A 25,476-nucleotide genomic window follows, 5' to 3' on the forward strand; every position below is an offset into this window, starting at 1 on the left:
ATCATAAAGAAGCCAAAATAGTTCCGAATCTCGACAGGTGCAGACAAATTGAAGTTGTATTTTCTTAAGCAATTAGGAAATATTATATATGATTTATTTAATATGACATAAATAGAGTATTTATCCTAAATATTACAATTTATTTCTAATTTTTTTAATTATTAATTCTCTTTTCCAAGCATTGAAATTATTTTCAATTACTAATATGATAGTAATTGAATAGGAGTTCTTAATGAAATAATCACATTCATTTTTTTAGGAATTTCAATGTTTTGTATTGTTTTAATATGTAGATTTGAAATTTTTCCTGTAAATTTTTTGTTATATATGATAAAGCGTTTACAGGCAATAATGTGGAGGAGGCGGTAATATGGATATTTTGTTGGGGATTTTGGCAGTTATCATTACACTCGGCTTAGCATTTTTAATGTCGAATGATAAGAAAAAAATCAACTTCTATGCCATTGGTATTATGTTAGTTATCCAATTGCTTATTACATGGTTTATGTTTTCTACGGCAATTGGTGAAGACATTATCAGATGGATTTCAAACTTATTCAATAAGTTAATTGAATTCGGACAAGAAGGTATTGGATTTGTGTTAGGTGGATTTGAGTTGGCAGAGGGCGGCGTATTCTTCTTCAATGTGCTTCTCTTAATTATCTTTTTTGCAACAATTCTTTCCGTTCTTACTTATTTAAAAGTTCTTCCAATTATTATTAAGTATATTGGAGCTGTTATTTCCAAAATAACAGGATTACCTCGAATTGAATCATTTAATGGTGTAAATAGTGTTTTCTTCGGTCAATCTGAGGCATTGATTGCAATACGCTCGCAATTTCACCATTTAAATGAAAATCGTTTATTTATTGTCTGTGCCTCAGCAATGAGTTCCGTATCAGCTTCTATCGTGGGATCGTATATTCAAATGCTGCCTGCAGAATATGTTTTGGTTGCTTTGCCGTTGAATATGTTCAGTTGCTTGATGATCGCTTCAATCATCGCCCCTGTAAACGTTCCAAAGGAAGAAGACAAAGTGGATATTTCGGACGTCAGTCAGGATAAAAGTATTTTTGAGGCAATGGGAAATGGTGCATTAGAAGGCGGGAAAATTGCACTGATCGTTGCTGCAATGTTAATTGCTTTTATTGCCTCATTAGAACTGGTCAACTGGATTATCCAAGCTGTTTTCGCCGGAATTACCCTGCAGGAAATTCTTGGTTATATCATTTCTCCTCTAGGCGTATTAATGGGGATTGCGCCAGGTGAAGTTGTTCAAGCTGGATCGATTATGGGTACAAAAATTGTAACAAATGAATTTGTAGCAATGCTGGAATTACAACCATTGCTGGATCAGCTATCTGATAAAACAGTTGGTATTGTAACAGTATTCTTAACAAGTTTTGCCAATTTCTCTTCTATCGGTATTATCGCAGGTACTGTAAAAGGGATTGATAATGCCAAAGCTGTCATTGTTTCTAAATTTGGAATGAAGCTTTTGGCCGGGTCCATACTGGTATCTATTCTTTCAGCAACCATCGTTGGACTATTCTTGTAGAAATAACATCAAAGCACCATGAATCAATTAAAAAGATTCATGGTGCTTTTTATAATCCTTATTAGAACATTTTCAATCGCGCTTTGCCTGGTAAACTAGCTTTGTTTTACGCTGAATATGTAATAATCGGAACAGCAGAGCAATTGCGCCTGCACTTAAACCGACAATAATTCCAATCCAGTAGCCAAAGGCATCAAAATGGGTATAGTTTGCAAATAAAAATCCAGCCGGCAAGCCGATAAGCCAATAAGAAATCAATGCGAGAACAAGGGTGACGTTCACATCCTTATATCCTCTTAATGCCCCTTGGATAGGAGCGCCAATTGCATCTGCAAGCTGGTAAAATATCGCAAACAGAATAAATTGTTTTGTTAAGGCAATGACTTCTGGATTATTATGATATAACCCTGCTACTGCGTCATCAAATACAAACAAAATAACCCCGATAAATAAGGCAATAATCATCCCGCCTGTAATTCCAAGATACGTATAGGTACGAGCATCCTGAAAACGTTTCGCTCCAATTTCAAACCCGACGGCGATGGTAAGTGCCATTCCAACGCTTAGCGGCAGCATGTATAATAATCCGGCAAAGTTCATTGCTGCCTGATGGGCGGCAATGGTATTTGTATCATACACACTCATCATCATCGTTACCACAGAAAAGATACTTGTTTCAAAAAACATCGCAAGTCCGATCGGCAGCCCAATTTTTAATTGACTGAGCCAATAAGAAATCTGCGGTTTAAAGCGCACCTGAAAGACTTGATACGATGTAAATGGAGCAACCTTATGTATCATATATAAAGAAATGATACTGACTATCCAATAGGTAATACTCGTTGCAATTCCAGCGCCGATGCCGCCAAATGCGGGGATTCCCAGCTTTCCAAAAATAAAGATATAGTTCAAAAAGGCATTGATTGGCAGAGAAATTAAAATAATAATCATAGAAGCTCTCGTCTGTCCAAGCCCATCCATAAAGCTTCGGACCGTGTGAAAAATAAATAATGGCATTATACCCGCAGCAAGAAAAATCAAATAATATTTCGCCACATGGTGTACATCCGGTTCCAGGCTCATCAGCTGTAATACAGGTTCTAAAACAAAAAATCCGGCAATGAGAATAATGAAGGATAATCCGACAGATAAATAAATACCCTGCTGAATAACCTGCGGAATATCTTTTTTCTCTTTGGCGCCAATAAGTTGAGAGATAATTGGAGTTATTGCGAGAACAATCCCATTGACAGCTGTTAAAATGGGTATCCAAAGGCTGGATCCGATTGCAACTCCTGCTAAATCAACGGCGCTGGCTTGGCCGGACATGACCGTATCAAAAAAATTCATCAGATTCATACTGACTTGGGTTACAAGGATTGGGAGCATAATGATAATAAAAAGTTTGATTTTTTGTCTTCGATTCGTTGTTTCGTACATCATTCATCTTCCTGACATTTCGTAATTCGGTTTTTCATTACATTAATAGGTGCATTGCCCATTATACGCTGATATAATAATCTGGGAAAGGATGAATTGATCCATGGAAAAAAGAAATAAAAAACGTATTTTATTTACTGGCGGCGGAACTGCCGGCCATGTCATTGTTAATTTAGCGCTTATACCATATTATCAGGAGCAGGGTTATGAAGTAGACTACATCGGTTCCTATGAAGGAATCGAACGAAATTTGATTGAAAAATTGGAGGGCGTGACCTATCATCCGGTATCTACCGGGAAACTGCGCCGCTATATGTCCAAAGAAAACTTTAAAGATCCGTTTAAGGTATTAAAAGGAACGATGCAGGCTTTTCGTATTTTAGGCAAGAGAAAGCCATCTGTTGTTTTTTCAAAAGGCGGATTTGTCTCGGTCCCGGTAGTTGCTGCAGCAAAATTAAGAGGCATTCCCTCAGTGATTCACGAATCTGATTTCACACCGGGACTTGCAAACAAGCTTTCTATTCCATTTACTAAAAAAGTATTGGCGACATTTCCGGAGACCATGCAATATCTTCCGGATAAGAAGGCTGCTTATGTTGGAGCGGTGATTCGGGATGAATTATTTACAGGCGATAAAAAGGCAGGATTAGCATTTGCCCAGCTTTCAGGAGAAAAGCCGGTGCTTTTGGTTATGGGGGGGAGCGGCGGATCGGAAAAAATAAATTCAACAATCCGTGAGGCTTTAGATGACTTGTTAATGCAGTTTGATATTATTCATATTTGCGGAAGCGGGAAAGTCGATCCATCTCTCCGTGTTCCAGGATATGCGCAATTTGAATACGTACATGAGGAACTGAAAGATATTTTCGCGGCTACAGATTTTGTTGTATCCCGTGCCGGCTCCAATGCAATTTTTGAATTTTTAGCTTTGCGGAAGCCGATGCTGTTGATCCCGCTTTCTCGCGGGGCGAGCAGAGGGGATCAGATTATTAATGCAAATTCCTTCAAAGAAAAAAAATATGCGAAGGTTGTTGAAGAGGAAACGTTAACAACAGAAAAGCTGGTTCAAGAAGCAGCTGCACTAAAAAAAGCAGCGCCAGTCATGCTGGATGAAATGAAAAAATATAAGAGTGAAGAATCAAGAAATAAAGTTATTGAAATTATTCAATCGATGCAAAAGAAATAAGCTAATAGCATTTTTAATGTTTAAAAAGGGCCTGCTTCATAAAATGAGCGGGCCCTTTCTTATATTATTTTAGTCTTCTCTGGAAACGACGTCTAATTTTCCGGTTTCCGGGTCAATAACGAGCCCATGAACCTTCACTTCCTTAGGAAGAAGCGGGTGATTGCGAATAATTCCTACACTTTGAGTCACAGAGTCCTCAATTTTCTCGAAACCATGGAATTCTTTATGAAGGTTAATACCGGAATGCTCCAGGGTATGTAACGTGTCTTCCGATATACCGCGGTCAAGCATAGTTTGTTGTAACGCTTCTGTGTCTACATTGGACATTCCGCAGCCGTGATGGCCGATTACAACAACTTCCTCTGCTTTTAAGCTGTAAATAGCCACTAATAAGCTTTTCATAATACTGTCAAATGGTTTCCGGATAATAGCTCCGGCATTTTTCACCATTTTCACATCGCCGTTTCGGATATTCAGTGCTCTGGGCAGCAGTTCCACTAAACGAGTATCCATGCAAGTGAAAATAACCATACGTTTATTCGGGAACTTGTCCGTTGCATATGCTTCATAATCTTTGCTGTCTACAAATTTTTCGTTGAAATCTAAAAGTTGATCTAAATTCATATCTTTCATCTCCCTTAAATAAAAATAATAGCACGGAATTTATTATATGAAAATAAATAGGGTGAAAAAAATCGTGAGAAACGTATAAAAAAATGCTTTCAAATAATATAATTTTATTAAAATTAAAAAAACAATTGACTTACCAATTACAGGAATATATAATGAAAAGGCATTCAATTTTCAAATGAATAAAAAAGGAGGGAATCACAAAATGATGAATTTACAGTATCAAAACAACCAATCTAATCAAATACAACAGAATACGATTTTGTGGCCTCCAATAAACAGGTTTACTTTCTCTTAATTTTTAAGGGAGAAGTGTTTGTCTGGCCGCAGGTTTCCGTGTGGCCGGCTGATAATGGGATAAGTAGAATGATTATTATAAGCGTATGCCGACAGATGGTGTGCGCTTTTTTTGATGCATTTTTTAACCAGAGAATGGGGTGTGAATAAGGAGATGCGATCTGGCTGCCGTTCGCTATGTAGAATTGACGTGCTTTCTTAATGATTGAATCGGGGCGGAAACTTACAGGTCGTTTTACGGGGAGGGTTTCAATAGAAAATGAATTTAGAATGCAAAATTTGGTATAGAAAGCAGGTGAAAGGATGTTTGCCGTATTTAAGAAACTAAGCTGGTTCTTTGCGCATTACTGGAAACGATATACATTCGCTATTATCGCTTTAATTTTGGCAAGTGCAGTTGGATTGATTCCTCCGAAATTAGTCGGATATATTATCGACCATATCCAATTTGAAACATTAACGGTACAAATTCTGACGGCAGTTATTACAGGTTACATTGTACTGCTGACTGTCCATTATATTATTTCATTTTTATGGGATTATACACTTTTTGGCGGAGCGGTTATTTTAGAACGATGGATGCGGAGCAAGCTGATGGATCATTTTTTATCGATGTCTCCAACGTTTTTTGGGAAATACCGTACAGGAGATTTAATGGCAAGATCGACCAATGATTTAAAAGCAATCAGTCTGACAGCTGGTTTTGGTGTCCTGACATTGGTTGATTCCAGTATATTTATGCTGATGATTATTGCGGTAATGGGGCTGACCATCAGCTGGCCGCTGACTTTTGCAGCTTTGCTTCCATTACCCATTATGGCTGTTATGATGAATTTTTACGGAAGCGCGATACATCGTCGTTTTACCAAAGCACAGGATGCTTTTGGGGAAATGAATAACAGTGTTTTAGAATCCATTCGCGGCGTTCGTGCAATTCGTGCCTTTGTCCAGGAAGAACAGGAAAAAACACGGTTTGAGAATATGACAAAAGATGTGTATGACAAAAATATGGAAGTCGCTCAAATCGATGCATTATTTGAACCGACAATGAAAATTCTGGTCGGCTTGTCTTATACAATCGGAATTGGCTATGGAGCAATGCTTGTCTTTGAAAACAGATTAACTTTAGGAGATTTAGTAACTTTTAATGTCTACCTTGGGATGCTGATTTGGCCGATGTTCGCAGTAGGAGAGCTAATTAATATCCTTCAGCGGGGAAATGCCTCCTTAGACCGGGTAAACAAGACATTATCCTACCCGCCGGATGTGCGGGATGTCAGGGAGCTGAAGAAAGTTGAAGCAGTGAAAGAGCTTCATTTTCATAACGTATCCTTTGCCTATCCAAATACGGCAGAGAAGGCTTTAAAAGCAGTTTCTTTAAAGGTGCGGGTTGGAGATACTATTGGAGTTGTCGGGAAAACAGGAGCAGGGAAAACAACACTGTTTAAATTATTGCTGAGACAGTATCCGGATGTACAAGGAAAGATAGTGATTTCTGGAGAGGAAATAGAAAGTCTCCCGTTAAAGCAGCTTCGGGAATGGATAGGATATGTTCCTCAGGATCAAATGATGTTCTCCAAAACTATCCGTGAAAATATCCAGTTTGGTAAAGAGGCTGCGACCGATGAAGAAATTTTCCGATCGCTTGAGCTGGCGTATTTCGCAAGTGATATTTTGCAGCTGCCTGAAGGGTTAGACACTCAGGTCGGTGAAAGCGGAATTACATTATCCGGAGGTCAAAAGCAGCGTGTGGCTTTGGCACGTGCCTTTATTAAAAATCCAGAGATTCTTATTTTAGATGATTCGCTATCAGCAGTTGACGGTAAAACAGAGGCAGCTATTATTGCTCATCTGAAAGAGGAACGAAAAAATAAAACAACATTTATAGCAGCACACCGCCTCTCTGCAGTAACGCATGCAGACCATATCATCGTTTTGGAGGATGGCGAAATAGCAGAAGAGGGCACTCATGAGCAATTGATGAAGGAAAAAGGATGGTATTACAAGCAATATGTTCAGCAGCAGATGGGAGACTAGGGAGGTGGAAAGATGAAGAGTACGGAAAGGCGGTTATTTCAATACGCCTTAAAATATAAAAAAGGGATTATTTTAGGTCTTGTCTGTTTAATGATAGCAGTTGCTTTGGAATTAGCAGGGCCATTGATTGCTAAACGGGTCATTGATAATCATATTCTCGGTGTCGAAGGATATTGGGAAGCTGTAGAAACAGCAGATGATACAACAGCTCCTTATCACGAACAGCTGTTAAAACGATCGGACCGCGTGGAAAATGAAGATACTCCCACAGGGGCTACCTACACCTTATTACAAATCGGTATTTCTTATTATGTTTTTGAAGGTGAGCTTCCTCTGACAGGAGAACGGGAGATGAATAATGGAGAGCTGACGATTATCTCGAATAATGATATCGTTCGAGCGGAAGGGGAGCGATTATCTGTCCAAGAAGCGTATCCGTTCTTCGAGCCGGAGAAAACGCCAATCATCGGTTTGCTGGTATTATATATGGTTTTATTGATTATTGCAGGTGTTTTTCAATTTTATCAAACATTTTTATTACAAAAGTCTGCAAATCAGATTGTCAAGCGGATGCGGACAGATTTATTTGCGCATACGGAGCGGCTGCCGATTAATTATTATATCGATCAGCCGGCGGGAACCATTGTTGCAAGAATCACCAATGATACGGAAGCAATTCGTGATTTATATGAGCGCGTCCTGTCAATCGTAGTTGCCAGCCTGGTTTATATGGCTGGAATCTTTATCGCCTTATTTATTTTGGACCCGCAGCTCGCAGCACTTTGCTTGCTTGTGATTCCATTATTATATGGCTGGATGCGTTTTTATAAGTATTTTGGCGGTAAATATAATCAGGTGATCCGGAAAACGATTAGTCAAATTAACGGTAACATCAACGAAGCGATTCAAGGTATGCCGATTATTCAAGCTTTCAACAGAGAAAAAGCGATGAAAGCGGATTTTGAAGAATTAAATCATCGCAATTATACATTCCAAAAGAAATTAATCCGCTTAAGCGCGCTAACCTCTTATAATTTAGTAACAGTATTTCGTAATGTTACCTTTGTCGGTTTTATCTGGTATTTTGGAGCTTCTTCTTTTGATATGACGAGTTTGATATCGATTGGCGTCCTGTATGCTTTTGTCGACTATATTAACCGATTGTTTGAGCCAGTAACAGATATCGTGAATCAGCTTCCATTAATTGAACAGGCAAGAGTAGCGGGCAGCCGTGTATTTGAGCTGTTAGACCAGCCTGCGGAAGAAACGGATAAACGGGCAATCGATAAATACAGAGGAACGATTTCCTTTGACCATGTATCCTTTGCTTATCAAAAGGACGAATATATCTTAAAAGATATTTCCTTTAACGTAGGTGCGGGCCAGACCACTGCTTTTGTAGGACACACAGGATCTGGGAAAAGCTCGATTATGAATTTACTATTTCGTTTTTATGATCCGCAAATAGGAAGGATTACCATCGATGGGATGGATACATTATCCTTGTCCAGACAGCAGGTTCGCAGTCATATGGGAATCGTGCTTCAAGATCCATTTCTATTCTCGGGTACGATTTTGAGCAATGTCACGATGCAGGATGAAAAAATAACGAGAGAAACAGCGATTGCTGCCTTGAAAGCAGTCGGGGCAGACCGGTTCATTGAAAAGCTTCCAAACGGTTATGATGAAGAAGTGACGGAAAACGGATCTACCTATTCATTAGGAGAACGGCAATTAATTTCCTTTGCACGGGCACTTGCCTTTGACCCATCGATTCTTATCTTAGATGAAGCTACAGCAAATATCGATACGGAAACAGAGCTGCTGATTCAGCATGCACTGGAGGTACTGAAGCAAGGAAGAACGACACTTGTTATCGCTCACCGGCTGTCTACCATCCAGCAGGCTGATCAAATTATTGTCCTGGATAAAGGAAGCCTTATCGAGCAGGGGAATCATGATACTTTGATTGCGGAACGTGGATCGTATTATCAAATGTATCAAATGCAGCAAGGTTCTTTGAAGGTGAGTGTTTAAGTATAATAATTGATTAATACACGGAAGAAGGAAGCGTATCTTCGCCTGTATTACAGGGGAGATACGCTGTTTTAATAGAAAAGCAGAGCTCCTTCTATTAAAATAAGATGAAAGTGATTCATTAAGCTGCGAAAGGAGGCTGGACGTTGAAAGAACAAGACGAAAAGGATAAGCTTAAAAAGCATATGGACGAGGATCTAATAGAAGACATAGATGAGGAAGAAATGCAGGAACTGGTTATGCAAGCGAAAGTGGAAGCATTGGAAAGAGCCCGCGCAGAAGAAGAGCCTAAACCAAAGCGTCGTTTTCCGAAAGTATTAGCCATCCTGATAGCCTTTGCGATGACGTTTTATGTACTTTCCTTATTTCCGAGAGTAATTTCGGTTCCTGCTGTAGATTTCCTTCAAGCGTCCAGCCGGTTATCACAGGAGGAACAGGTAGCTGCATCCAAGGAAGCTGTCGTGGTTATTGAAACAAATGATGGAAGAGGCACGGGCTTTGCTGTCTCCGATGATGGGGCGATTTTAACAAATTATCATGTGATTGAGGATGAGCAGACGATAACGGTTGCTTTTCCGGAAGAAGGTTTATTTCAAGGAGAAGTAGTGGAAGAAATGCCGGAGATAGATTTAGCGGTTGTAGAAGTTGAGGGAAATAATCTTCCTTATTTGACATTAGATGAAACAGCACCCGTCGAGTATGAAGACGACATCCGTTTTATAGGCAACCCTTTATTTTTTAACGGAATTGCCAATGAGGGCACGATATTAGGTCCGCTGCAGCTTTCTGGCTGGGAAAAGGAAGTCATGATGATCCGTGCGCCCGTTTACCGGGGGAATAGCGGCAGTCCTGTTATGAATCAGGAGGGCAATGTCATTGGTGTTATTTTCGCAACGTTAAATCATGAAGAGCATGGCCGGGTCGGTCTTTATGTGCCGATAAGTTATTTTACAAATAATTAACAATTATAATAGATTTGTTTAACACCTTGCTGAAAGGGTATTAGATAATAAAATGATTCAGGGATTCAGCCCGCCTGATCTTTCGTCTGTATAATGCATTTTCATTCTTTATATTAGAGGCGTTAGAGCGGGGTTTACGGGCGGTTTACGGGATAAAAATCTTTTTTGGAGGTGTTGTCATGTTTCTTGGTTCAACCTTAACGAATTTAACTATTCATGCAACAGATGGAGAAATAGGAAAGGTAAAAGATTTATATTTCAATGATGATTGGGAGCTGCGATTTATTGTGGTCGATACAAGAAAATGGCTTCCAGGCAAGAAAGTTCTACTTCCTTTCCATGTACAGGAAGAAATTAATCTGGAGGAAGGTTATCTCAAGGTAGACAGAGATAAGGAAACGATTCGCGAAAGCCCTGAGGTGCCTGAAGATAAAGATTTCGTTTCTTCTTATCAAGAAGTGGTATTAGATTATTTCGGGTGGAACAGCTATAAGGAAAATGCGGTGTTAGATTCTGATCACGGTCCGGTAACAACTGGAAACGGACAGCTGGAGAATACCAGTGTGCCGCCGGAACCGGATTTAGCTGCACCTGAAAATGCAAGTGATAACCTGAGAAGCATAGAGGAGTTTATGGAATTTAAAGCACATGCAACAGACGGTAAAATTGGACTCGTCGATAATATTATTTTAACAGAAGAAGGAAAGATACAATATCTTGTAGTAAACAGCAACGAAAGCTATGTAGAAAATAACCTATATTTATATCGGACAGATCAGGTGACGTCGGTAGATTGGTTTGAAAAAGATTTGTATCTGGATGATTCTGTGGAAGGTTTAGAGCAGGTAACACCATTTAAAGATAAAGAAGAAGTATTTCATCACTTAAATCATTCCTAAGTGGATTCATGCAATGCAAGATGCTGATTCATAAGATAGGGGAGTGGCCCCGGTGAATTTTAAATTAAAACAGATTATCCTTTCTTTGACTTTTATAGTGATAGCAGTAACTTTAAGATGGACTGTGGGCTTCTCTGCCTTGATAGATAGCTTCGTTTTGCTTTTCTTTGTTCTTTTGGGATGCTGGTTTACTTACCAAAATGTTAAAAGAAGAGATGAAGATTAAATTTTTCGAAATAAAATAGCACAAATGGTAAGATTTCTGTACGTTTTTTAGTTGTGTGTTGCTTTTACGGCTTAATGTTTAATAATATTAAGTAACCCAAAAGCTTCTATATAAAAGGTGCAAATAAGTGACTGGAGTATACTAGTCCCCTTGATTGTCTTCTTTGCCCCGGCGTTTCTTCAAGCTGAGCAATTTCAATATAACCAATATTAGCAATAGATTTATCTGCATCACAGGTTACAGCTTGAAGCTGAATATCTTCTTATTATTTTTCTTTCACCTTTATCATTAGAATAAGCAAAGTATTAGAATTAAGCACTACACAAGATTGACTTGATAATCTTTCTTTTCACAATTACCCTCCGAGTATTATGGTTCTCTGGCCCTTTATGTAAACGGGAACATATCAGGATAAAGAAGTTAAAGAGGATGAAGATTATGACACCTACGATAAAATCCCTGAAAAGATATTTTATTAGAAATATAGTACTGTTTACATTCTTAACAATCGTATTCTATATTAATTATCAGAGTAATAATTCCCCTATATTCACTTTAAAAAATTTTACGCTTGTAATCGGAATGGCTGTATTGTCTGTTTCAATAATTTCATATATTTCAATAAAAATATATGAAAAGAAGAATAAAAGAAGCAAATGATACCGAATTGTTTCCCATTATATTCCTCTGCGTTTTTGATAAAGAAATTTAGATTATTTAACATTTGAGTAACGAATGCTTGATAACCAATTCTTTTGAATTTCATCATATCCAAATCCCAGCATTTCTCCTTTTTCGTCACAGACAAAGGAAAAATACTTTTTAATTTTTGCATATTTATTTCTTATTTAAAGATTTCATTACAAATTCCAACATTTTTCGAGGATGTTTTACAAAAATATGGATTTTCGTCATATTAATTTAAATGAAATGTTATTCATTTGTGATAGTAACCGTTTTGGATATAGGGTAGTATTATATGTACAGGCTAGAATGACCTGTATATATTTAACCAATAAACTAGATTTTATTGCTACGAAAAATAAAACGGATTAGATAAATAAATTTTGATACGTGTGGAGAATATCCTCACCTACGAGAAGCGGTTTAGGAAATGATTGTCCATCATCTCTCCTTAAATCAGATTTGCTATCCTTTTGAACTTTGAGGAGAAAGGGTATGGGCGATGATGCCGCAATAACTAATAAGAATGATAAAAATGGAGATTATTTGATATGAAAATAATAAATAAAAAGAAATATTTGATGAATATAAATTTAAAACCCGGAAAAATAAAAATAATAACGAATGATATAGTGTTAGGGGGAGCTGACAAATGATGATGACCAATCAATTAACAGACACCCCTATTGAAGAAAAAATTGAAGCAATCCAACAAGGAGATATTGTACTGCAAAATGAGCTGCTTCATACGTACAAGCCATTTATTGCTAAATGTGTATCAGAGGTTTGCAAGCGGTACATTGATCCTAAAAAAGATGATGAATTCAGTGTCGGATTAATGGCATTTAATGATGCTATATTTTCTTATGAACCAGATAAAGGCAGTTCATTTCTATCTTTTGCAAAGCTTGTTGTGAAAAGAAAAGTGATTGATTACATCCGCTATCATCAAAAACGTCCGAATCTGCTGTCTTTAGATGAAATAAATGAAGAGGAGCAAATGGAAAATCCGCTTGTTATTGCTGCTGCAAAAGAAAAACACCAAATGGAAGCAGAGAACAGCAAAAGACGGGAAGAAATTATTTTATTCAAGGAGAAGCTAAAATCATATCGGCTTACACTGGAAGAATTGACAAATGCTTCCCCCAAGCATCGGGACGCCCGGGAATCTGCTGTACAGGTAGCTTATATTTTATATCAGGATAACCAGTTAAGTGAGTATGTTTATCGTAAAAAAAAGCTCCCAATTAAAAAGTTATTAATGAAAGTTGAAGTAAGTAAAAAAACATTAGAACGGAATCGCAAGTTTATTTTAGCTATTTTTATTGTGCTGAGCAGTGAATATGCTTATCTTAAGGACTACCTTAAGGATTACCTCAAGGATGTGGAAAAATGAAAAAAGGAATTGTGATGGAAATCCATCGCAAATACGCCATTTTGCTTACGAAGGATGGCAGTTTTGAGAAGGGAATTATACTAACAGAGCATGCGGAACGAGGGGATGAAGTTATTTTTCAACCTGTATCTGGAAGGCCCAGGTGGAGAAGGTATTGGGATAAGACTCCTATCGCAGTAAGATTATCAGCCGTTGTACTTTTGATGCTGTTGATTTTTGGATATCCGCTTTTTTACGGAATGGGTGATACAGAAACGCATGCTTATGTTGCCATTGATATAAATCCCAGTATTGAATTAGAATTGAATGATGAATTAATGGTTACAGACGTCAATGCATTGAATAGCTCTGCAGATAAGCTGCTGGAAGAAATCAACAGTATTCAAGACAAGCCTATCCATTCTGTATTAACGCATATTGTTGATGAAAGTGAAAACAGAGGGCTGACAGAGCAAAAAACAATGATTGTAGGAGTGAGCTGTGAAAATCAAAACGGGAACCCGAGAGAACTCATTTCGCAAATTAATCCTTACATAGAAACCTTGCCTGATTGGGATGTTGCAACGTTGATTATTCCAGAAGAGATGAGAGAAGTAGCAAAAAATGAAAATAAATCAATGAACGAAGTAATGGCTACAGAATTGGCAAATCGTAATGTAGATATAGAACGGACGCATTTTGATATGACAGACGCAGATGATCGTGCAATTATTAATTTTTTTTATGGTGAACAAGAGTCTGATATTAACCGTTCTATAAAACAAGAAAAAACGCCATTAAAACCAAAGGATAATGAGTTAACAGATGATGTTTCTGATGATGAAGACAGTGGCCAGGATGAATCATTATAGACCAATGAAGTACTAACGTGATTAAAATTTCGCCGGGCTCGTGAACAGTTGTCTTCAAGCAGACACTTGAATATCGGCTAAAGCTGTAAAAAGCAGATGGAATTCCAGTTTTAACCGGCATCTGCTTCTTCAGCACGGTAAAGTGAAACTACAGCTGGTTACACTGCGGTAAATTATTCAAATTCATACATCCATGGACTGCTGAATTGAAGGGCATGCTCTAAATAATAAAGCAGTGTATCATGTGATTGATCGACATATTTTTGACTGGAAGAATGATGGTAGGCATACAGAAAATGCTCAATTTTTTTAGCGAGTAAATCATCATTAGTCCGTGACATTAATATGAATAAATTGTCCCACTGTCCCCATATGGTGTAATATAAAGCTTTATCATAATCAGGTATCAACATTTTCACTCCTTTATCAAGAAGGAATTCCGGTAAACAATCTTATTGGTGAAAGGCTTCTTCCATAGCTTCTCCATTATTTCTTAAATATCACCGCTACTTTCATGGTCTGCTTTCCATAAATTAACGTTTTTCATATGCATAAATCCTTATCTGCCTAACCATAATAAGAGGCAAATAGGTAAGGAGGAATGAAAATGAAATTACGCTTATTTGCGGTATTAACCGTTCTTATGATGGTCTTAGTTGCTTGTCAAAATACGAATAACGACGATACCAATCCGAATAACTCGGATGGAAATGTGGAGCCGACTCGATATCAAGGTCAGCATATCGATGATAATGCAAGAGACCGTAATCGTGACCATACGATAGACAGAGTTTCTGACCGTAATACAGACGCAGAATATAATGTGTCCAAAGAGGCAGCTGAGAAAATAACGGATGAAATGGACGAAATTGATCATGCTTATGTATTAACAACCAGAAACAACGCTTATGTAGGAGCCAACTTGGATATTGATAATGAAGGAAACAGAAATAACCAAGAAAATAATGAAAGCAGTATGGAGATTACAGATGATGTAAAAGATCGAATTGCAGATATTGTACGTTCTGTTGACTCATCCATTGATAACGTATATGTAACATCTAATCCGGATTTCTTGGATTTAGCTGACAGATATGTCAATGATATGGACAATGGAAATCCAGTTGAAGGCTTCTTTGATCAAATTGGCGGCATGATTGACCGCGTTTTCCCAGATGCAAAATAATATCATGCATCTTATGATTCGCGCTTTTTCAACCATATAATATGGTACAAATCCAATTCCGTTAGCTATATAAACTGCGGGATTGGATTTTTTTAATCGGAATCTGGCATAGAAGGATGTATCAGCTGGTATACATCAGCGCTCTACCCTTTTCTTACACGTTTTTTTCATGTATGATGGAAAAAGATACAGTTCCTGCTAAAGGATAGAATAGAGAAGGGATGAAGGACAATATGACCCAAAAAATGAATGTGGAGAGTTTTAATTTAGATCATACAAAAGTGAAGGCTCCTTATGTACGGCTCGTAGGTATAACAGAAGGAGCGCATGGAGACAAAGTCCATAAATATGATATTCGTTTTACCCAGCCGAACCAAGCACATATGGAAATGGACGGATTACATTCCATAGAGCATTTAATGGCTGAAAATATTCGTAATCATTCAGATGCCGTATTAGATATCGGTCCGATGGGATGCCAGACCGGTTTTTATCTTTCTTTAATAAATCATGATAATTACGATGAAGTTCTTGACATGCTGGAAAAAACACTGACGGATGTTTTAGAAGCAACAGAAGTTCCGGCATGTAATGAAGTACAGTGCGGCTGGGCGGCTAATCACAGCTTAGAGGGTGCTAAGGAAATAGCGGAGGAAATGCTGAAGCATAAAGATGCATGGCATGAAGTATTTTAATTAAGAAAAAAATGGCAGTTGCTTAACAGGTGATATTTGTTATGCGGCTGCCGAATTATGCGTGCTTGGAAAAGATAACACGTTTAGTGGAAAGCTTTTGACACAGTGAAAAGGTTAATATTTAAAATGCTGAAGGAGGAATAGAAATAATGAGCGAAAAAGCAATTGCTTATCTGAAAGAAAATCAGGAAGCTTTATTACAAAAGCTATATGATTTTTTAGCAATTCCAAGTGTCAGCACGGACCCGGCGCATAAAGAAGATGTACAGCGTGCGGCTGACTTTTTAACAGGATACTTAAATGAATTGGGCTTTGAAAATGTAGAGAAAATGGAAACAAAAGGTCATCCGCTCGTTTTTGCAGAATATACAGAAGCAGGGCCGGAAGCACCGACTGTTTTGCTTTATGGTCATTATGATGTACAGCCGGTGGATCCAATTGATTTATGGGACAGTGAACCCTTCCAGGCAGAAGTACGCGATGGAAGAATCTACGCCCGCGGATCAAGTGATGATAAAGGACAAACTTTTATGCATCTTGCCGTTTTTGAAGCTTTTTTAAAAACAGAAGGAAAACTGCCGATGAATGTAAAAGTTTGTATCGAAGGAGAAGAAGAGATAGGCAGTGAAAATCTTTACGAGCTCCTGCAGGATAAAAAAGAACAATTCCAAGCTGACTTTGCCGTAATTTCGGATTCCGGGATGGCAGAGAAAAATCAGCCGACGATTTTATATGGATTGAAAGGATTTACAGGAATTGAAATTACATTAACCGGTCCAGATCATGATCTTCACTCTGGAATGTACGGTGGTGCAGTCCGAAATCCATTAATGGCAATGAGTCATTTGTTGGCATCAATGAAGGACGAGAAAGAAGTTATTACAATAGACGGATTTTATGATGATGTTGAGGACTTGTCATCAGCAGAGAGAGAACTGATGAAAAAAGCGCCGGGAGAAGATTTTGTAAAAGCAACAAATATTCCGGAAACTGTATCGGAAAAAGGATATACAGCAAAAGAACATACAATGGGCAGACCGACATTGGAAGTGAATGGACTATTTGGCGGTTACCAGGGAGATGGGACAAAGACAATTATTCCATCTACAGCAACTGCTAAGATTACATGCCGTTTGGTTCCCGGGCAGGACCCGCAGGATATTCAAGAAAAATTAGTGAATCATGTCCAAAAGTTTGCACCGTCGGGTGTGCACGTTCATGTTGAAAAAGAAAAGCTCTCTGCGAAAGCTTATAAAGTAGAGCCAGATCATCCTTTGATAAAAAAGGCTGCCAAAAGTTATAGCAAGGCTTTTGGAAAAGAAACGGTTTTCCTGAGAATGGGAGGATCCATTCCAGTTGTTGAATGGTTGGAGGCGGCTTATCAATATCCAATTGTTCTGTTAGGTTTTGGTACCCCAGAAGACCGGTTACATTCTCCAAATGAAAGCTTTCCGGTAGACAGCTTTGAAAAAGGGATGGAAACATTAGCTTATTATTGGAATGAACTTTAACTTGAAAACGAAATAGTTAATAGAAGGATGAAAAAAAGATCTGCTTTCAATGCGTACGACCTTGTTGAGAGGGGATCTTTTTTATTTTCGGGAGGATCACCGCTTCCAGTCTTATAAGGCAAAACGACAAAAATTTCATGTGCAAAATATAGAAAAATGGGGAATAGAATAATAATTAGAAATAGAGAGGAGCAGAATTTATGGAGACTGCAATCATTACAGGGGCTTCCAAAGGGCTGGGAGCATCCGTTGCTAAGCTATTCTTAGAGTCCGGAATAAATGTGATAGGAATTTCGAGGTCAGATAATACCAAGTTATATGACTATGCGAAACAAAATAATGCGACTTATCATTTCATAGCATGTGATTTATCTGAGCAGGCCTCTCTACAAAAAGCATGTAAAAGCGTGGATGAAATACTGTTTCACGAAACGTTATCTAAAGTATACTTAATTAATAACGCAGGTTTAGTTGATCCAATTGATCGTGCCGAAAATATCGAGATGGATGATTTGATGAAACAGGTTCAAATCAATACAGTTGCACCAATGACCTTAACGAATCATTTTTTGAAAAAAGCTTCAGAACATCATGTCCAGCTTCTGGCAGCAGTGGTAACTTCGGGAGCAGCAGAAAAACCGAAGTATGGATGGAGCGTATATTGTTCTACAAAAGCCAGTATAAATATGTATACGCAAGTGGCAGCAATAGAACAGGAAGGAACAGAGCATGCTGTTATTGCATTTAGCCCGGGTGTAATGGATACAGAAATGCAAGAGACGATCCGTTCCAGTTCACAGGAAGCATTTAAAGACGTGGACAGCTTCCGTGCCTTGAAAGAGAATAATCTGTTAAGAGGAACAGACATCATCGGCGGCGTTTTAATCGACATCTTAATGGATGACGAAAATGTTGAAAACGGAAAAATTTATGATGTGCGAGAGTATATTTAACCCATTCAGTTTATTTTTACTCAACTTTTTTACATTGAAAAGTAACTTCATTTCCATAGAAAAAGGAGTTGATTGTTCCTTCGATAACTCTCTTGACAAAGAATAGAAGGTGAAGTGTAAAGCACCGCTGTGGCAGACCGTTTTCCTTTCCGACGTACAAATGTTTTCGATGGGACGAGTAATCGCAAACCCAGGACGTTAGTCTGCCTGGGGGCATTCTCTTCACCCGCCTCACCATAACCCGTCGCAGCGGTCACACTAACCTGAGAGCATCGCTGCAATTACTCGTCACGAAAGAATTCACCAGAATGCTGAAGCCGGTGTTTTTTGATTTAAACGGGGAGAAATACCTGCATTATTTGAAAGCCCCTTTCATAAAAATGTATAGATATTGTCATAAATTTGACTTTTATTTTTTTATTTCTCTGTTAGAATAGAAATGATTGAGTAAGGGGGGCTTCATATGGAAGAAATTAATGTTTTCTTGGCTTTTGCAGCTGGGTTTCTTTCATTTATTTCGCCTTGTGTTCTTCCGCTGTATCCGGTGTTTCTTTCTTATATTACCGGGATGAGCATGGATGAAATAAATCAGGATAATAAACGGCTTGATCGAAAAGCAATATTACATACGGCCTGTTTTCTAATCGGATTTTCAAGTATTTTTGTGATGATTGGGTTTACAACGACATATGTTTCCGAATTTTTAATGACCTATCAGGATACCATCAGACAGATTGGCGCAATTTTAATTATCTTTTTCGGCTTGGTCATTGTGGGTGTATTGAATTTCGAATTTCTTATGAAGGATCGTAAAATTCATTTTAAAAATCGTCCAGCAGGTTTTTTTGGTTCTTTTCTTATTGGAATGGCGTTTTCTTTAGGCTGGACACCATGTACCGGTCCAATTTTAATGGTAGTATTCTCATTAGCTGCAACCAATCCTAATCTTGGACTTGTTATGATGATTAGCTATATTTTAGGTTTTTCCATTCCATTCTTATTACTTGCTTTCTTTATTGGTAAATTGAAATGGTTTCGGAAACACAGTAAAAAAATGGTGAAAATTGGCGGCTGGGTAATGGTTTTAATGGGAATCGCATTATTCTTTGACTGGATGACGAAGGTTACTGCATTTTTAGCAAATTTATTTGGGTTTACCGGATTTTAAAATGAAATAATATGATTCAAAATCAAGGTTACGACATTATTTTTATGGAACGATGAAAAATATCGGCCTGAATCGTTTTGGCCGATATTTTTTCAGCGTATAAAGAAAAGAGTTGTTATGTATGTATTTAGCAATTGCAACTACTGCTGTTTTTGCATTTATGGCGATTGTGATGATATTTGTGCGTATGCGCGCTTCTAGAAAACCGGCATCTGTAAAAAAGATTATATTACCGCCATTTTTTATGAGTACGGGGGCACTGATGTTCTTGTTCCCCATGTTTCAGATAAGCTGGCTTCAAGTTGCAGAAGCACTGACTGTCGGAATAATATTTTCTATCTTTTTAATTAAAACATCAAAATTAGAATTCTCGGACGGAGAAATATATGTCAAGCCGTCAAAAATGTTTCCGGTCATTTTAATTGGATTATTAGTTATCCGAATTATAATAAAACTGATTATTGGTACAAGCATCTCTGTTGGCGAAACTTCAGGAATGTTCTTTTTGCTGGCGTTTGGGATGATTGGTACCTGGAGAATAGCCATGCTTTATCAATATGTACAATTAACAAAGAAGCAAAGTGCGTAAATTTCTGCACTTTGCTTCTTTTTCGCTGAACTAAGATCTTTTCTGCTTGTATTTTTCTTCCCAATTTTCCTGATAATCCTCTTTGGATTGTTGGAAGAAAGGCTCATAGGGTGCGATATCGATATTTTTTTCTTTTAGCTTTTTTCGCAGAAATTTATGGTCTCTTTTGGGGGTCGCTAAAATATACCCTTCAATCAATGTAGAGCGTTTAATGCTTTCCTCGTCCTTTTGAATAGAAAGTTCTCCAATTTTACTGGCAATTCTTTGTCTGGCGACATCTCTGAATAGTTCGGGAACAGGAGAAACCAGCTCTTCCAGGAAATCTTTTTCTGCTTGAGACCATTTATGTAATGTTTTTTCGAAATAATATTCCTCCCAATCCATAATGGAACGCCCATCCTCTTTAGGGAGCCGCTTTAAAAACTTTCGAAACATAAAATACCCACCGATTGCCATCAGACCAATTAATAAACATCCCCACAGGATAATAAACAGTGATATCATCGTACACCTCACCTTAATTTTACATAAAAAAATTACGAATATTGCTAATTTATTATCAACTATCAATTTATTTTTTTAGAAAATTGTAGTAACATTAATTTAACCTTTGTTATTATTCCTCACTTGTACATTATAAAGTTATTAAGAAATATACACAAGTAATCATAATTGTTTCGTCATAATCATACATATTATTTATCGCAGTTAAACTGGCAGTAAACCACTCGCTTCAAAAAACGAAAAATTATGTAGAAAGGGTAACCAGGGACTAATTGCCGGTATAAACTCGATTGGTTCAATGAAAATCGTTTTTTATGAGTGAGTAATCTAGCGTTTTATTCCGCTAGGAACGCAGCAAAATCCCAATGGAATGAAATTATACTTTTTAATAACTTCTGAAAGGAGCATGGGTATGGATAAAAACCACAAAAATAAGAACCCCAATGACTTGCAAAGTTCTGAAAGTCGTCATAATTTACACCCCGATGCAACGCTTTCAGCGGCCATTATTTCTTGGCTGAGTAAAAAAACAGAAGGAATAGTGATCGTGATTAATACAGATAGTGAAATAGAATATATAAGTGATTCCGTTTATGAGATTCTTGGCTATGAGCCAAAAGAAGCAGTCGGGAAAAAGCTGGGTGATTTCCCGGTTAAAATAGATTCAAAAATTATTTCACAAGCACTCGTTGGCAACAAAATAAAGCATAAAAAGCTTTTAATAGATATTCCGACCAAAGAAGGGGAGAATTTATCTTTCTCATGTGAGTTAAATGATGTTTTTGAAGATATCGATGTCGAAAAAAAGTTTTTACTTTATTTAGAAAGAAAAACAAAAGATATGAGACTGGATGATATCATGATACGTTCAGAGAAGATGAATGTAGCTGGACAGCTGGCAGCAAGCTTAGTTCATGAAATACGCAATCCGCTGACTTCACTAAAAGGATTCCTGCAATTGCTTCAGGCTGGCGCACAGCATAAAGAAGAATACTTTCATGTGATGATTGAAGAGGTGGAGAAAATTGAGTCAATCACATCGGAATTGTTATTTATTTCAAAGCCTTTAACAGATAACCGTTCTAAAGAAAGTGTTACAAAAATGATGCAGGACGTGGAATTATTATTACAGTCCCAGGCAAATCAAAAGGATATTCAAATTCAGCTGCAAAGCAGTACAAATGCATCCGTTCTTTGCGATCGTTCTCAGATTAAACAAGTTTTAATTAACCTGATTAAAAATGCGATTGAAGCTATGGAGCAGCCTGGGAAAATAATTGTAGAGGCGAAAGAGGCAGATCAAAAAATAATTATATCTGTTATTGACGAAGGCTGCGGATTATCTGAAGATATTTTACATCGGCTTGGAGAGCCATTTTTTACGACAAAGACATCGGGTACAGGGCTCGGGTTGCTGATAACCAAGAAAATCCTCCATAATCATGATGCAGATTTTCATATGTACAATAATGAACATAAAGGAAGCACATTTGAAATTATTTTTTCAAAAGCTGATTAATGCGTTTTATCAGAAAGAATAATTGTAATTTCGCAGAATTTCTATCTTTTTTGCAGGCAGCTATTATTTTCACTATTAATAATTCAGCAATTAGATAAGTAATACTTATCTTTTGGCATAACTTTTTACTATCTACTATTTAACAATAATTATTTGTTTTATTTGCTAGATTCCTATATTATATATATTGAAGGCTCTATTTAGTTGAATAGCAGTATGGATTAAAAAAAGTAATACCTTCTCATTTATTGGCGAGAAGGAGAGGAAATGAAAGGGGTAACACAATATGTCGAACACAAATGCGTACAATGCAAAAAAGCAGTTCGAATTAAACGGTAAGACGTACAACTATTACCGTTTAAAGACGCTGGAAGAAGCGGGGCTAGGTAAAGTAGATCGTTTGCCTTTTTCTGTCCGTGTTCTTTTAGAATCATTATTAAGACAACAAGACGGTCATCAAATCAAAAATGAGCATGTTGAATCATTAGCACATTGGGGAACGGATAAAGCAACTGGGGCAGATGTTCCATTCAAGCCTTCCCGTGTTATTCTTCAAGACTTTACAGGAGTGCCTGCAGTCGTTGATCTTGCGTCCCTTCGTAAAGCAACGGTTGATCTTGGAGGAGAGCCGGATAAAATCAATCCGGAAGTTCCAGTAGATTTGGTTATTGACCACTCTGTACAGGTTGACCAATATGGAACTCCAGATGCGCTGCGTGCCAATATGGAATTGGAATTCGAACGTAATGCAGAGCGTTATCAGTTCTTGAACTGGGCACAAAAAGCGTTTAATAACTACCGTGCAGTTCCGCCGGCAACTGGTATCGTTCACCAGGTTAACCTGGAGTATCTGGCTGACGTTGTACATGCGCGAGAAAATGAAGACGGAACTTACGAAACATTCCCTGATACACTTGTAGGTACTGACTCCCATACAACAATGATCAACGGCCTGGGTATCCTTGGCTGGGGCGTTGGCGGAATCGAAGCAGAAGCAGGCATGTTAGGACAGCCTTCTTACTTCCCTGCACCGGAAGTTATCGGGGTCAAATTTACTGGTTCCTTCCCGAATGGAACAACCGCGACGGATCTGGCGTTAAAGGTAACGCAGGTGCTGCGTGAACAAAGTGTAGTTGGGAAATTTGTAGAGTACTTTGGACCTGGGCTAAAGGATATGCCATTGGCTGACCGTGCTACAATTTCAAATATGGCTCCAGAATATGGCGCTACTTGCGGGTTCTTCCCGGTTGATCAGGAAACACTTGATTACATGAAGCTGACTGGACGCAGTGATGAATTAATCAGCGTTGTTGAAAAATACTGTAAAGAAAATGATTTATGGTATGACGCAGATGGTGCTGATCCGGAATACACAAAAGTAATTGAAATTAATTTGTCCGAATTAGAGCCGAATCTTTCCGGACCAAAACGTCCGCAAGATTTAATCGCGCTTTCTGACATGAAGAAAGAATTTAATAAAGCAATTACTGCAAAAGAGGGTAACCAAGGGTTTGGATTAGATAAATCTGAATTTGATAAAGAAGTTGAAATCAATCATCCAAATGGAAAAACTTCTGTTATGAAGACAGGAAGTCTTGCTATTGCAGCAATTACATCTTGTACAAACACATCTAACCCATACGTTATGTTAGGTGCAGGTCTGGTTGCTAAAAAAGCTGTCGAAAAAGGCTTGGAAGTTCCTGAATACGTAAAAACTTCCTTGGCACCAGGTTCAAAAGTGGTAACCCGCTACTTAGAGGACGCCGGTTTACAAACATATTTAGATAAACTGGGCTTTAACCTTGTAGGTTATGGATGTACAACGTGTATCGGTAACTCCGGTCCTTTACGTGAAGAGATTGAAGAAGCGATTGCAGCGAATGATTTAATCGCATCTTCTGTATTATCTGGTAATCGTAACTTTGAAGGTCGTATCCATCCGCTGGTAAAAGCAAACTACCTTGCATCTCCACCGCTTGTTGTAGCATATGCGCTTGCTGGAACAACAGATATCGACCTTGTAAAAGAAGCAATCGGTAAAGATAAAGATGGTAACGATGTTTACATGAATGATATCTGGCCATCACTTACTGAAATTAAAGAAGAAGTGGAAAAAGTAGTTACACCTGAAATTTTCCGCAAAGAGTATGAAAATGTATTCCAATCTAACGAGAAGTGGAATGAAATCGATACGACAGATGAGCCTTTATTTGAATGGGATGAGGATTCTACTTACATCCAAAACCCTCCATTCTTTGAAGGGTTGACGCCGGAAGCTGGAACTGTTGAGCCGCTTAGCGGATTACGTGCTATCGGATTGTTTGGCGATTCTGTAACAACAGACCATATTTCACCAGCAGGTGCTATCGCAAAAGACATGCCGGCAGGTAAATTCTTGCAAGAGAAAGGAGTTTCACCAAGAAACTTTAACTCTTACGGTTCTCGCCGCGGTAACCATGAAATCATGATGCGTGGTACATTTGCTAATATTCGTATCCGTAACCTGCTGGCTCCTGGCACAGAGGGTGGTTATACAACTTACTGGCCAACTGGCGAAGTCATGGCAATCTATGATGCTGCTATGAAATATCAGCAGGACGGAACGGGTCTTGTAGTTATCGGCGGAAAAGATTATGGAATGGGATCATCCCGTGACTGGGCTGCCAAAGGTACCAACCTGTTAGGAATCAAAACAGTAATTGCTGAAAGCTTCGAGCGTATTCACCGTTCTAACCTTGTTATGATGGGTGTATTGCCGCTTCAATTTGAAAAAGGCGACAGCGCGGAAAGCTTAGGATTAACTGGTAAAGAAACGTTTTCTGTAGAAGTAGATGAGTCTGTTAAACCAGGTGATTTAGTGAATGTAACTGCAACAGATGAAGCTGGAAAAGTAACTTCATTTAAAGCAGTTGCCCGTTTCGACAGTGATGTAGAAATTGATTACTATCGTCATGGCGGTATCCTTCGCATGGTACTGCGTGAAAAAGTAAAAGCATAAGCAGCCAGCTGCTTTGTAAGAGAAAAAGGGTCTTTGCTTTTTATGGAGCAAGGCTCTTTTTCTATGCATTCTTATTGAGGTCTGTATTCTTTACAAAAGTGAAGTTTCTCTTTACGATAGAAGTAGGAAAACAATGTGGATGGTGGGAGA

The 25,476-nt window shown here is 38.1% G+C and carries 20 protein-coding genes; 16 read left to right on the forward strand and 4 right to left on the reverse strand.

The features are described from left to right. Positions 1 to 370 precede the first annotated feature (370 nt). Entirely contained in the window at positions 371 to 1,558 is a 1,188-nt protein-coding gene (locus MKX55_RS10605) for a nucleoside transporter C-terminal domain-containing protein (protein ID WP_339184768.1), read from the forward strand. Positions 1,559 to 1,630: 72 nt separating this feature from the next. On the opposite strand, the gene MKX55_RS10610 is transcribed toward MKX55_RS10605, so the two are convergent. Continuing rightward, positions 1,631 to 2,998, reverse strand: a complete 1,368-nt coding sequence (locus tag MKX55_RS10610) for an MATE family efflux transporter (protein ID WP_339238495.1) — start codon at positions 2,996 to 2,998, stop codon at positions 1,631 to 1,633. 103 nt (positions 2,999 to 3,101) lie between these two features. Between MKX55_RS10610 and MKX55_RS10615 the strand changes: the two genes are divergently transcribed. Further along, positions 3,102 to 4,184, forward strand: coding sequence for an undecaprenyldiphospho-muramoylpentapeptide beta-N-acetylglucosaminyltransferase (locus MKX55_RS10615; RefSeq protein ID WP_339238043.1), 1,083 nt, complete (start codon positions 3,102 to 3,104; stop codon positions 4,182 to 4,184). Between the two features lie 69 nt (positions 4,185 to 4,253). Here MKX55_RS10615 and MKX55_RS10620 read toward each other — a convergent pair whose 3' ends face one another. Further along, positions 4,254 to 4,808 carry a carbonic anhydrase gene (locus MKX55_RS10620; RefSeq protein ID WP_339184772.1) on the reverse strand — a complete coding sequence of 185 codons (555 nt, stop codon included), beginning with the start codon at positions 4,806 to 4,808 and terminating at the stop codon, positions 4,254 to 4,256. 606 nt (positions 4,809 to 5,414) lie between these two features. Here MKX55_RS10620 and MKX55_RS10625 point away from each other — a divergent pair. The 6 genes from MKX55_RS10625 to MKX55_RS10650 all read left to right on the forward strand — a co-directional run bounded on the left by MKX55_RS10625 (position 5,415) and on the right by MKX55_RS10650 (position 14,203). Continuing rightward, entirely contained in the window at positions 5,415 to 7,148 is a 1,734-nt protein-coding gene (locus MKX55_RS10625) for an ABC transporter ATP-binding protein (protein ID WP_339238045.1), read from the forward strand. Between the two features lie 12 nt (positions 7,149 to 7,160). Then, the gene (locus tag MKX55_RS10630) at positions 7,161 to 9,185 is read left to right on the forward strand and encodes an ABC transporter ATP-binding protein (protein ID WP_339238047.1); all 2,025 of its coding nucleotides are present in this window, start codon (positions 7,161 to 7,163) and stop codon (positions 9,183 to 9,185) included. A gap of 146 nt (positions 9,186 to 9,331) precedes the next feature. Then, on the forward strand, positions 9,332 to 10,147 hold the full coding sequence (locus MKX55_RS10635; RefSeq protein ID WP_339238049.1) for a serine protease: 816 nt from the start codon (positions 9,332 to 9,334) through the stop codon (positions 10,145 to 10,147). 179 nt (positions 10,148 to 10,326) lie between these two features. Then, complete coding sequence (locus MKX55_RS10640) at positions 10,327 to 11,046, forward strand: PRC-barrel domain-containing protein (RefSeq protein ID WP_339238051.1); 720 nt, start codon at positions 10,327 to 10,329, stop codon at positions 11,044 to 11,046. A gap of 1,565 nt (positions 11,047 to 12,611) precedes the next feature. Then, positions 12,612 to 13,352, forward strand: coding sequence for an RNA polymerase sigma factor SigI (sigI, locus tag MKX55_RS10645; RefSeq protein WP_339238497.1), 741 nt, complete (start codon positions 12,612 to 12,614; stop codon positions 13,350 to 13,352). Then, complete coding sequence (locus tag MKX55_RS10650) at positions 13,349 to 14,203, forward strand: anti-sigma factor domain-containing protein (protein WP_339238053.1); 855 nt, start codon at positions 13,349 to 13,351, stop codon at positions 14,201 to 14,203. Before sigI ends, MKX55_RS10650 begins: the two co-directional genes overlap by 4 nt. A 173-nt stretch (positions 14,204 to 14,376) precedes the next feature. Here MKX55_RS10650 and MKX55_RS10655 read toward each other — a convergent pair whose 3' ends face one another. Then, entirely contained in the window at positions 14,377 to 14,616 is a 240-nt protein-coding gene (locus MKX55_RS10655) for a YhdB family protein (RefSeq protein WP_042533781.1), read from the reverse strand. Between the two features lie 194 nt (positions 14,617 to 14,810). Here MKX55_RS10655 and MKX55_RS10660 point away from each other — a divergent pair, with 194 nt between their 5' ends. From MKX55_RS10660 to MKX55_RS10685, 6 genes are all read left to right on the forward strand, one after another. Further along, on the forward strand, positions 14,811 to 15,389 hold the full coding sequence (locus MKX55_RS10660; protein ID WP_339238055.1) for a YhcN/YlaJ family sporulation lipoprotein: 579 nt from the start codon (positions 14,811 to 14,813) through the stop codon (positions 15,387 to 15,389). A 233-nt stretch (positions 15,390 to 15,622) separates the two neighbouring features. After that, positions 15,623 to 16,084, forward strand: a complete 462-nt coding sequence (locus MKX55_RS10665; RefSeq protein WP_339184787.1) for an S-ribosylhomocysteine lyase — start codon at positions 15,623 to 15,625, stop codon at positions 16,082 to 16,084. Between the two features lie 149 nt (positions 16,085 to 16,233). After that, positions 16,234 to 17,595 carry a dipeptidase gene (locus MKX55_RS10670; RefSeq protein ID WP_339184789.1) on the forward strand — a complete coding sequence of 454 codons (1,362 nt, stop codon included), beginning with the start codon at positions 16,234 to 16,236 and terminating at the stop codon, positions 17,593 to 17,595. 200 nt (positions 17,596 to 17,795) lie between these two features. Next, the gene (locus MKX55_RS10675; RefSeq protein WP_339238057.1) at positions 17,796 to 18,548 is read left to right on the forward strand and encodes a (S)-benzoin forming benzil reductase; all 753 of its coding nucleotides are present in this window, start codon (positions 17,796 to 17,798) and stop codon (positions 18,546 to 18,548) included. A 463-nt stretch (positions 18,549 to 19,011) separates the two neighbouring features. Beyond that, positions 19,012 to 19,716 (forward strand): cytochrome c biogenesis protein CcdA, encoded by a 705-nt coding sequence (locus tag MKX55_RS10680; protein WP_339184793.1) that lies wholly within the window; start codon positions 19,012 to 19,014, stop codon positions 19,714 to 19,716. Between the two features lie 121 nt (positions 19,717 to 19,837). Then, positions 19,838 to 20,305 carry a cytochrome c biogenesis protein CcdC gene (locus MKX55_RS10685; RefSeq protein ID WP_193062057.1) on the forward strand — a complete coding sequence of 156 codons (468 nt, stop codon included), beginning with the start codon at positions 19,838 to 19,840 and terminating at the stop codon, positions 20,303 to 20,305. A gap of 30 nt (positions 20,306 to 20,335) precedes the next feature. On the opposite strand, the gene MKX55_RS10690 is transcribed toward MKX55_RS10685, so the two are convergent. Continuing rightward, positions 20,336 to 20,809, reverse strand: coding sequence for a DUF2621 family protein (locus MKX55_RS10690; RefSeq protein ID WP_339184798.1), 474 nt, complete (start codon positions 20,807 to 20,809; stop codon positions 20,336 to 20,338). A 412-nt stretch (positions 20,810 to 21,221) separates the two neighbouring features. On the opposite strand from MKX55_RS10690, the gene MKX55_RS10695 reads away from it, so the two are divergent. After that, positions 21,222 to 22,328: an ATP-binding protein gene (locus MKX55_RS10695; protein ID WP_339238060.1), complete on the forward strand. Its 1,107-nt coding sequence runs from the start codon at positions 21,222 to 21,224 to the stop codon at positions 22,326 to 22,328. 286 nt (positions 22,329 to 22,614) lie between these two features. Further along, entirely contained in the window at positions 22,615 to 25,326 is a 2,712-nt protein-coding gene (gene acnA, locus MKX55_RS10700; RefSeq protein WP_339238062.1) for an aconitate hydratase AcnA, read from the forward strand. Positions 25,327 to 25,476 lie beyond the last annotated feature (150 nt).

This window comes from Oceanobacillus sp. FSL W7-1281 (genome assembly GCF_037969835.1).
GTDB lineage: Bacteria > Bacillota > Bacilli > Bacillales > Amphibacillaceae > Oceanobacillus > Oceanobacillus oncorhynchi.

Coding starts and splice junctions, on each gene's coding strand:
- MKX55_RS10605 (WP_339184768.1), top strand. CDS start 371: ATGGATATTTTGTTGGGGATTTTGGCAGTTATCATTACACTCGGCTTA.
- sigI (WP_339238497.1), top strand. CDS start 12,612: ATGATGACCAATCAATTAACAGACACCCCTATTGAAGAAAAAATTGAA.
- MKX55_RS10655 (WP_042533781.1), bottom strand. CDS start 14,616: ATGTTGATACCTGATTATGATAAAGCTTTATATTACACCATATGGGGA.
- MKX55_RS10670 (WP_339184789.1), top strand. CDS start 16,234: ATGAGCGAAAAAGCAATTGCTTATCTGAAAGAAAATCAGGAAGCTTTA.
- MKX55_RS10650 (WP_339238053.1), top strand. CDS start 13,349: ATGAAAAAAGGAATTGTGATGGAAATCCATCGCAAATACGCCATTTTG.
- MKX55_RS10680 (WP_339184793.1), top strand. CDS start 19,012: ATGGAAGAAATTAATGTTTTCTTGGCTTTTGCAGCTGGGTTTCTTTCA.
- MKX55_RS10685 (WP_193062057.1), top strand. CDS start 19,838: ATGTATTTAGCAATTGCAACTACTGCTGTTTTTGCATTTATGGCGATT.
- MKX55_RS10620 (WP_339184772.1), bottom strand. CDS start 4,808: ATGAATTTAGATCAACTTTTAGATTTCAACGAAAAATTTGTAGACAGC.
- MKX55_RS10625 (WP_339238045.1), top strand. CDS start 5,415: ATGTTTGCCGTATTTAAGAAACTAAGCTGGTTCTTTGCGCATTACTGG.
- acnA (WP_339238062.1), top strand. CDS start 22,615: ATGTCGAACACAAATGCGTACAATGCAAAAAAGCAGTTCGAATTAAAC.
- MKX55_RS10630 (WP_339238047.1), top strand. CDS start 7,161: ATGAAGAGTACGGAAAGGCGGTTATTTCAATACGCCTTAAAATATAAA.
- MKX55_RS10615 (WP_339238043.1), top strand. CDS start 3,102: ATGGAAAAAAGAAATAAAAAACGTATTTTATTTACTGGCGGCGGAACT.
- MKX55_RS10675 (WP_339238057.1), top strand. CDS start 17,796: ATGGAGACTGCAATCATTACAGGGGCTTCCAAAGGGCTGGGAGCATCC.
- MKX55_RS10610 (WP_339238495.1), bottom strand. CDS start 2,998: ATGTACGAAACAACGAATCGAAGACAAAAAATCAAACTTTTTATTATC.
- MKX55_RS10640 (WP_339238051.1), top strand. CDS start 10,327: ATGTTTCTTGGTTCAACCTTAACGAATTTAACTATTCATGCAACAGAT.
- MKX55_RS10695 (WP_339238060.1), top strand. CDS start 21,222: ATGGATAAAAACCACAAAAATAAGAACCCCAATGACTTGCAAAGTTCT.
- MKX55_RS10665 (WP_339184787.1), top strand. CDS start 15,623: ATGACCCAAAAAATGAATGTGGAGAGTTTTAATTTAGATCATACAAAA.
- MKX55_RS10690 (WP_339184798.1), bottom strand. CDS start 20,809: ATGATATCACTGTTTATTATCCTGTGGGGATGTTTATTAATTGGTCTG.
- MKX55_RS10660 (WP_339238055.1), top strand. CDS start 14,811: ATGAAATTACGCTTATTTGCGGTATTAACCGTTCTTATGATGGTCTTA.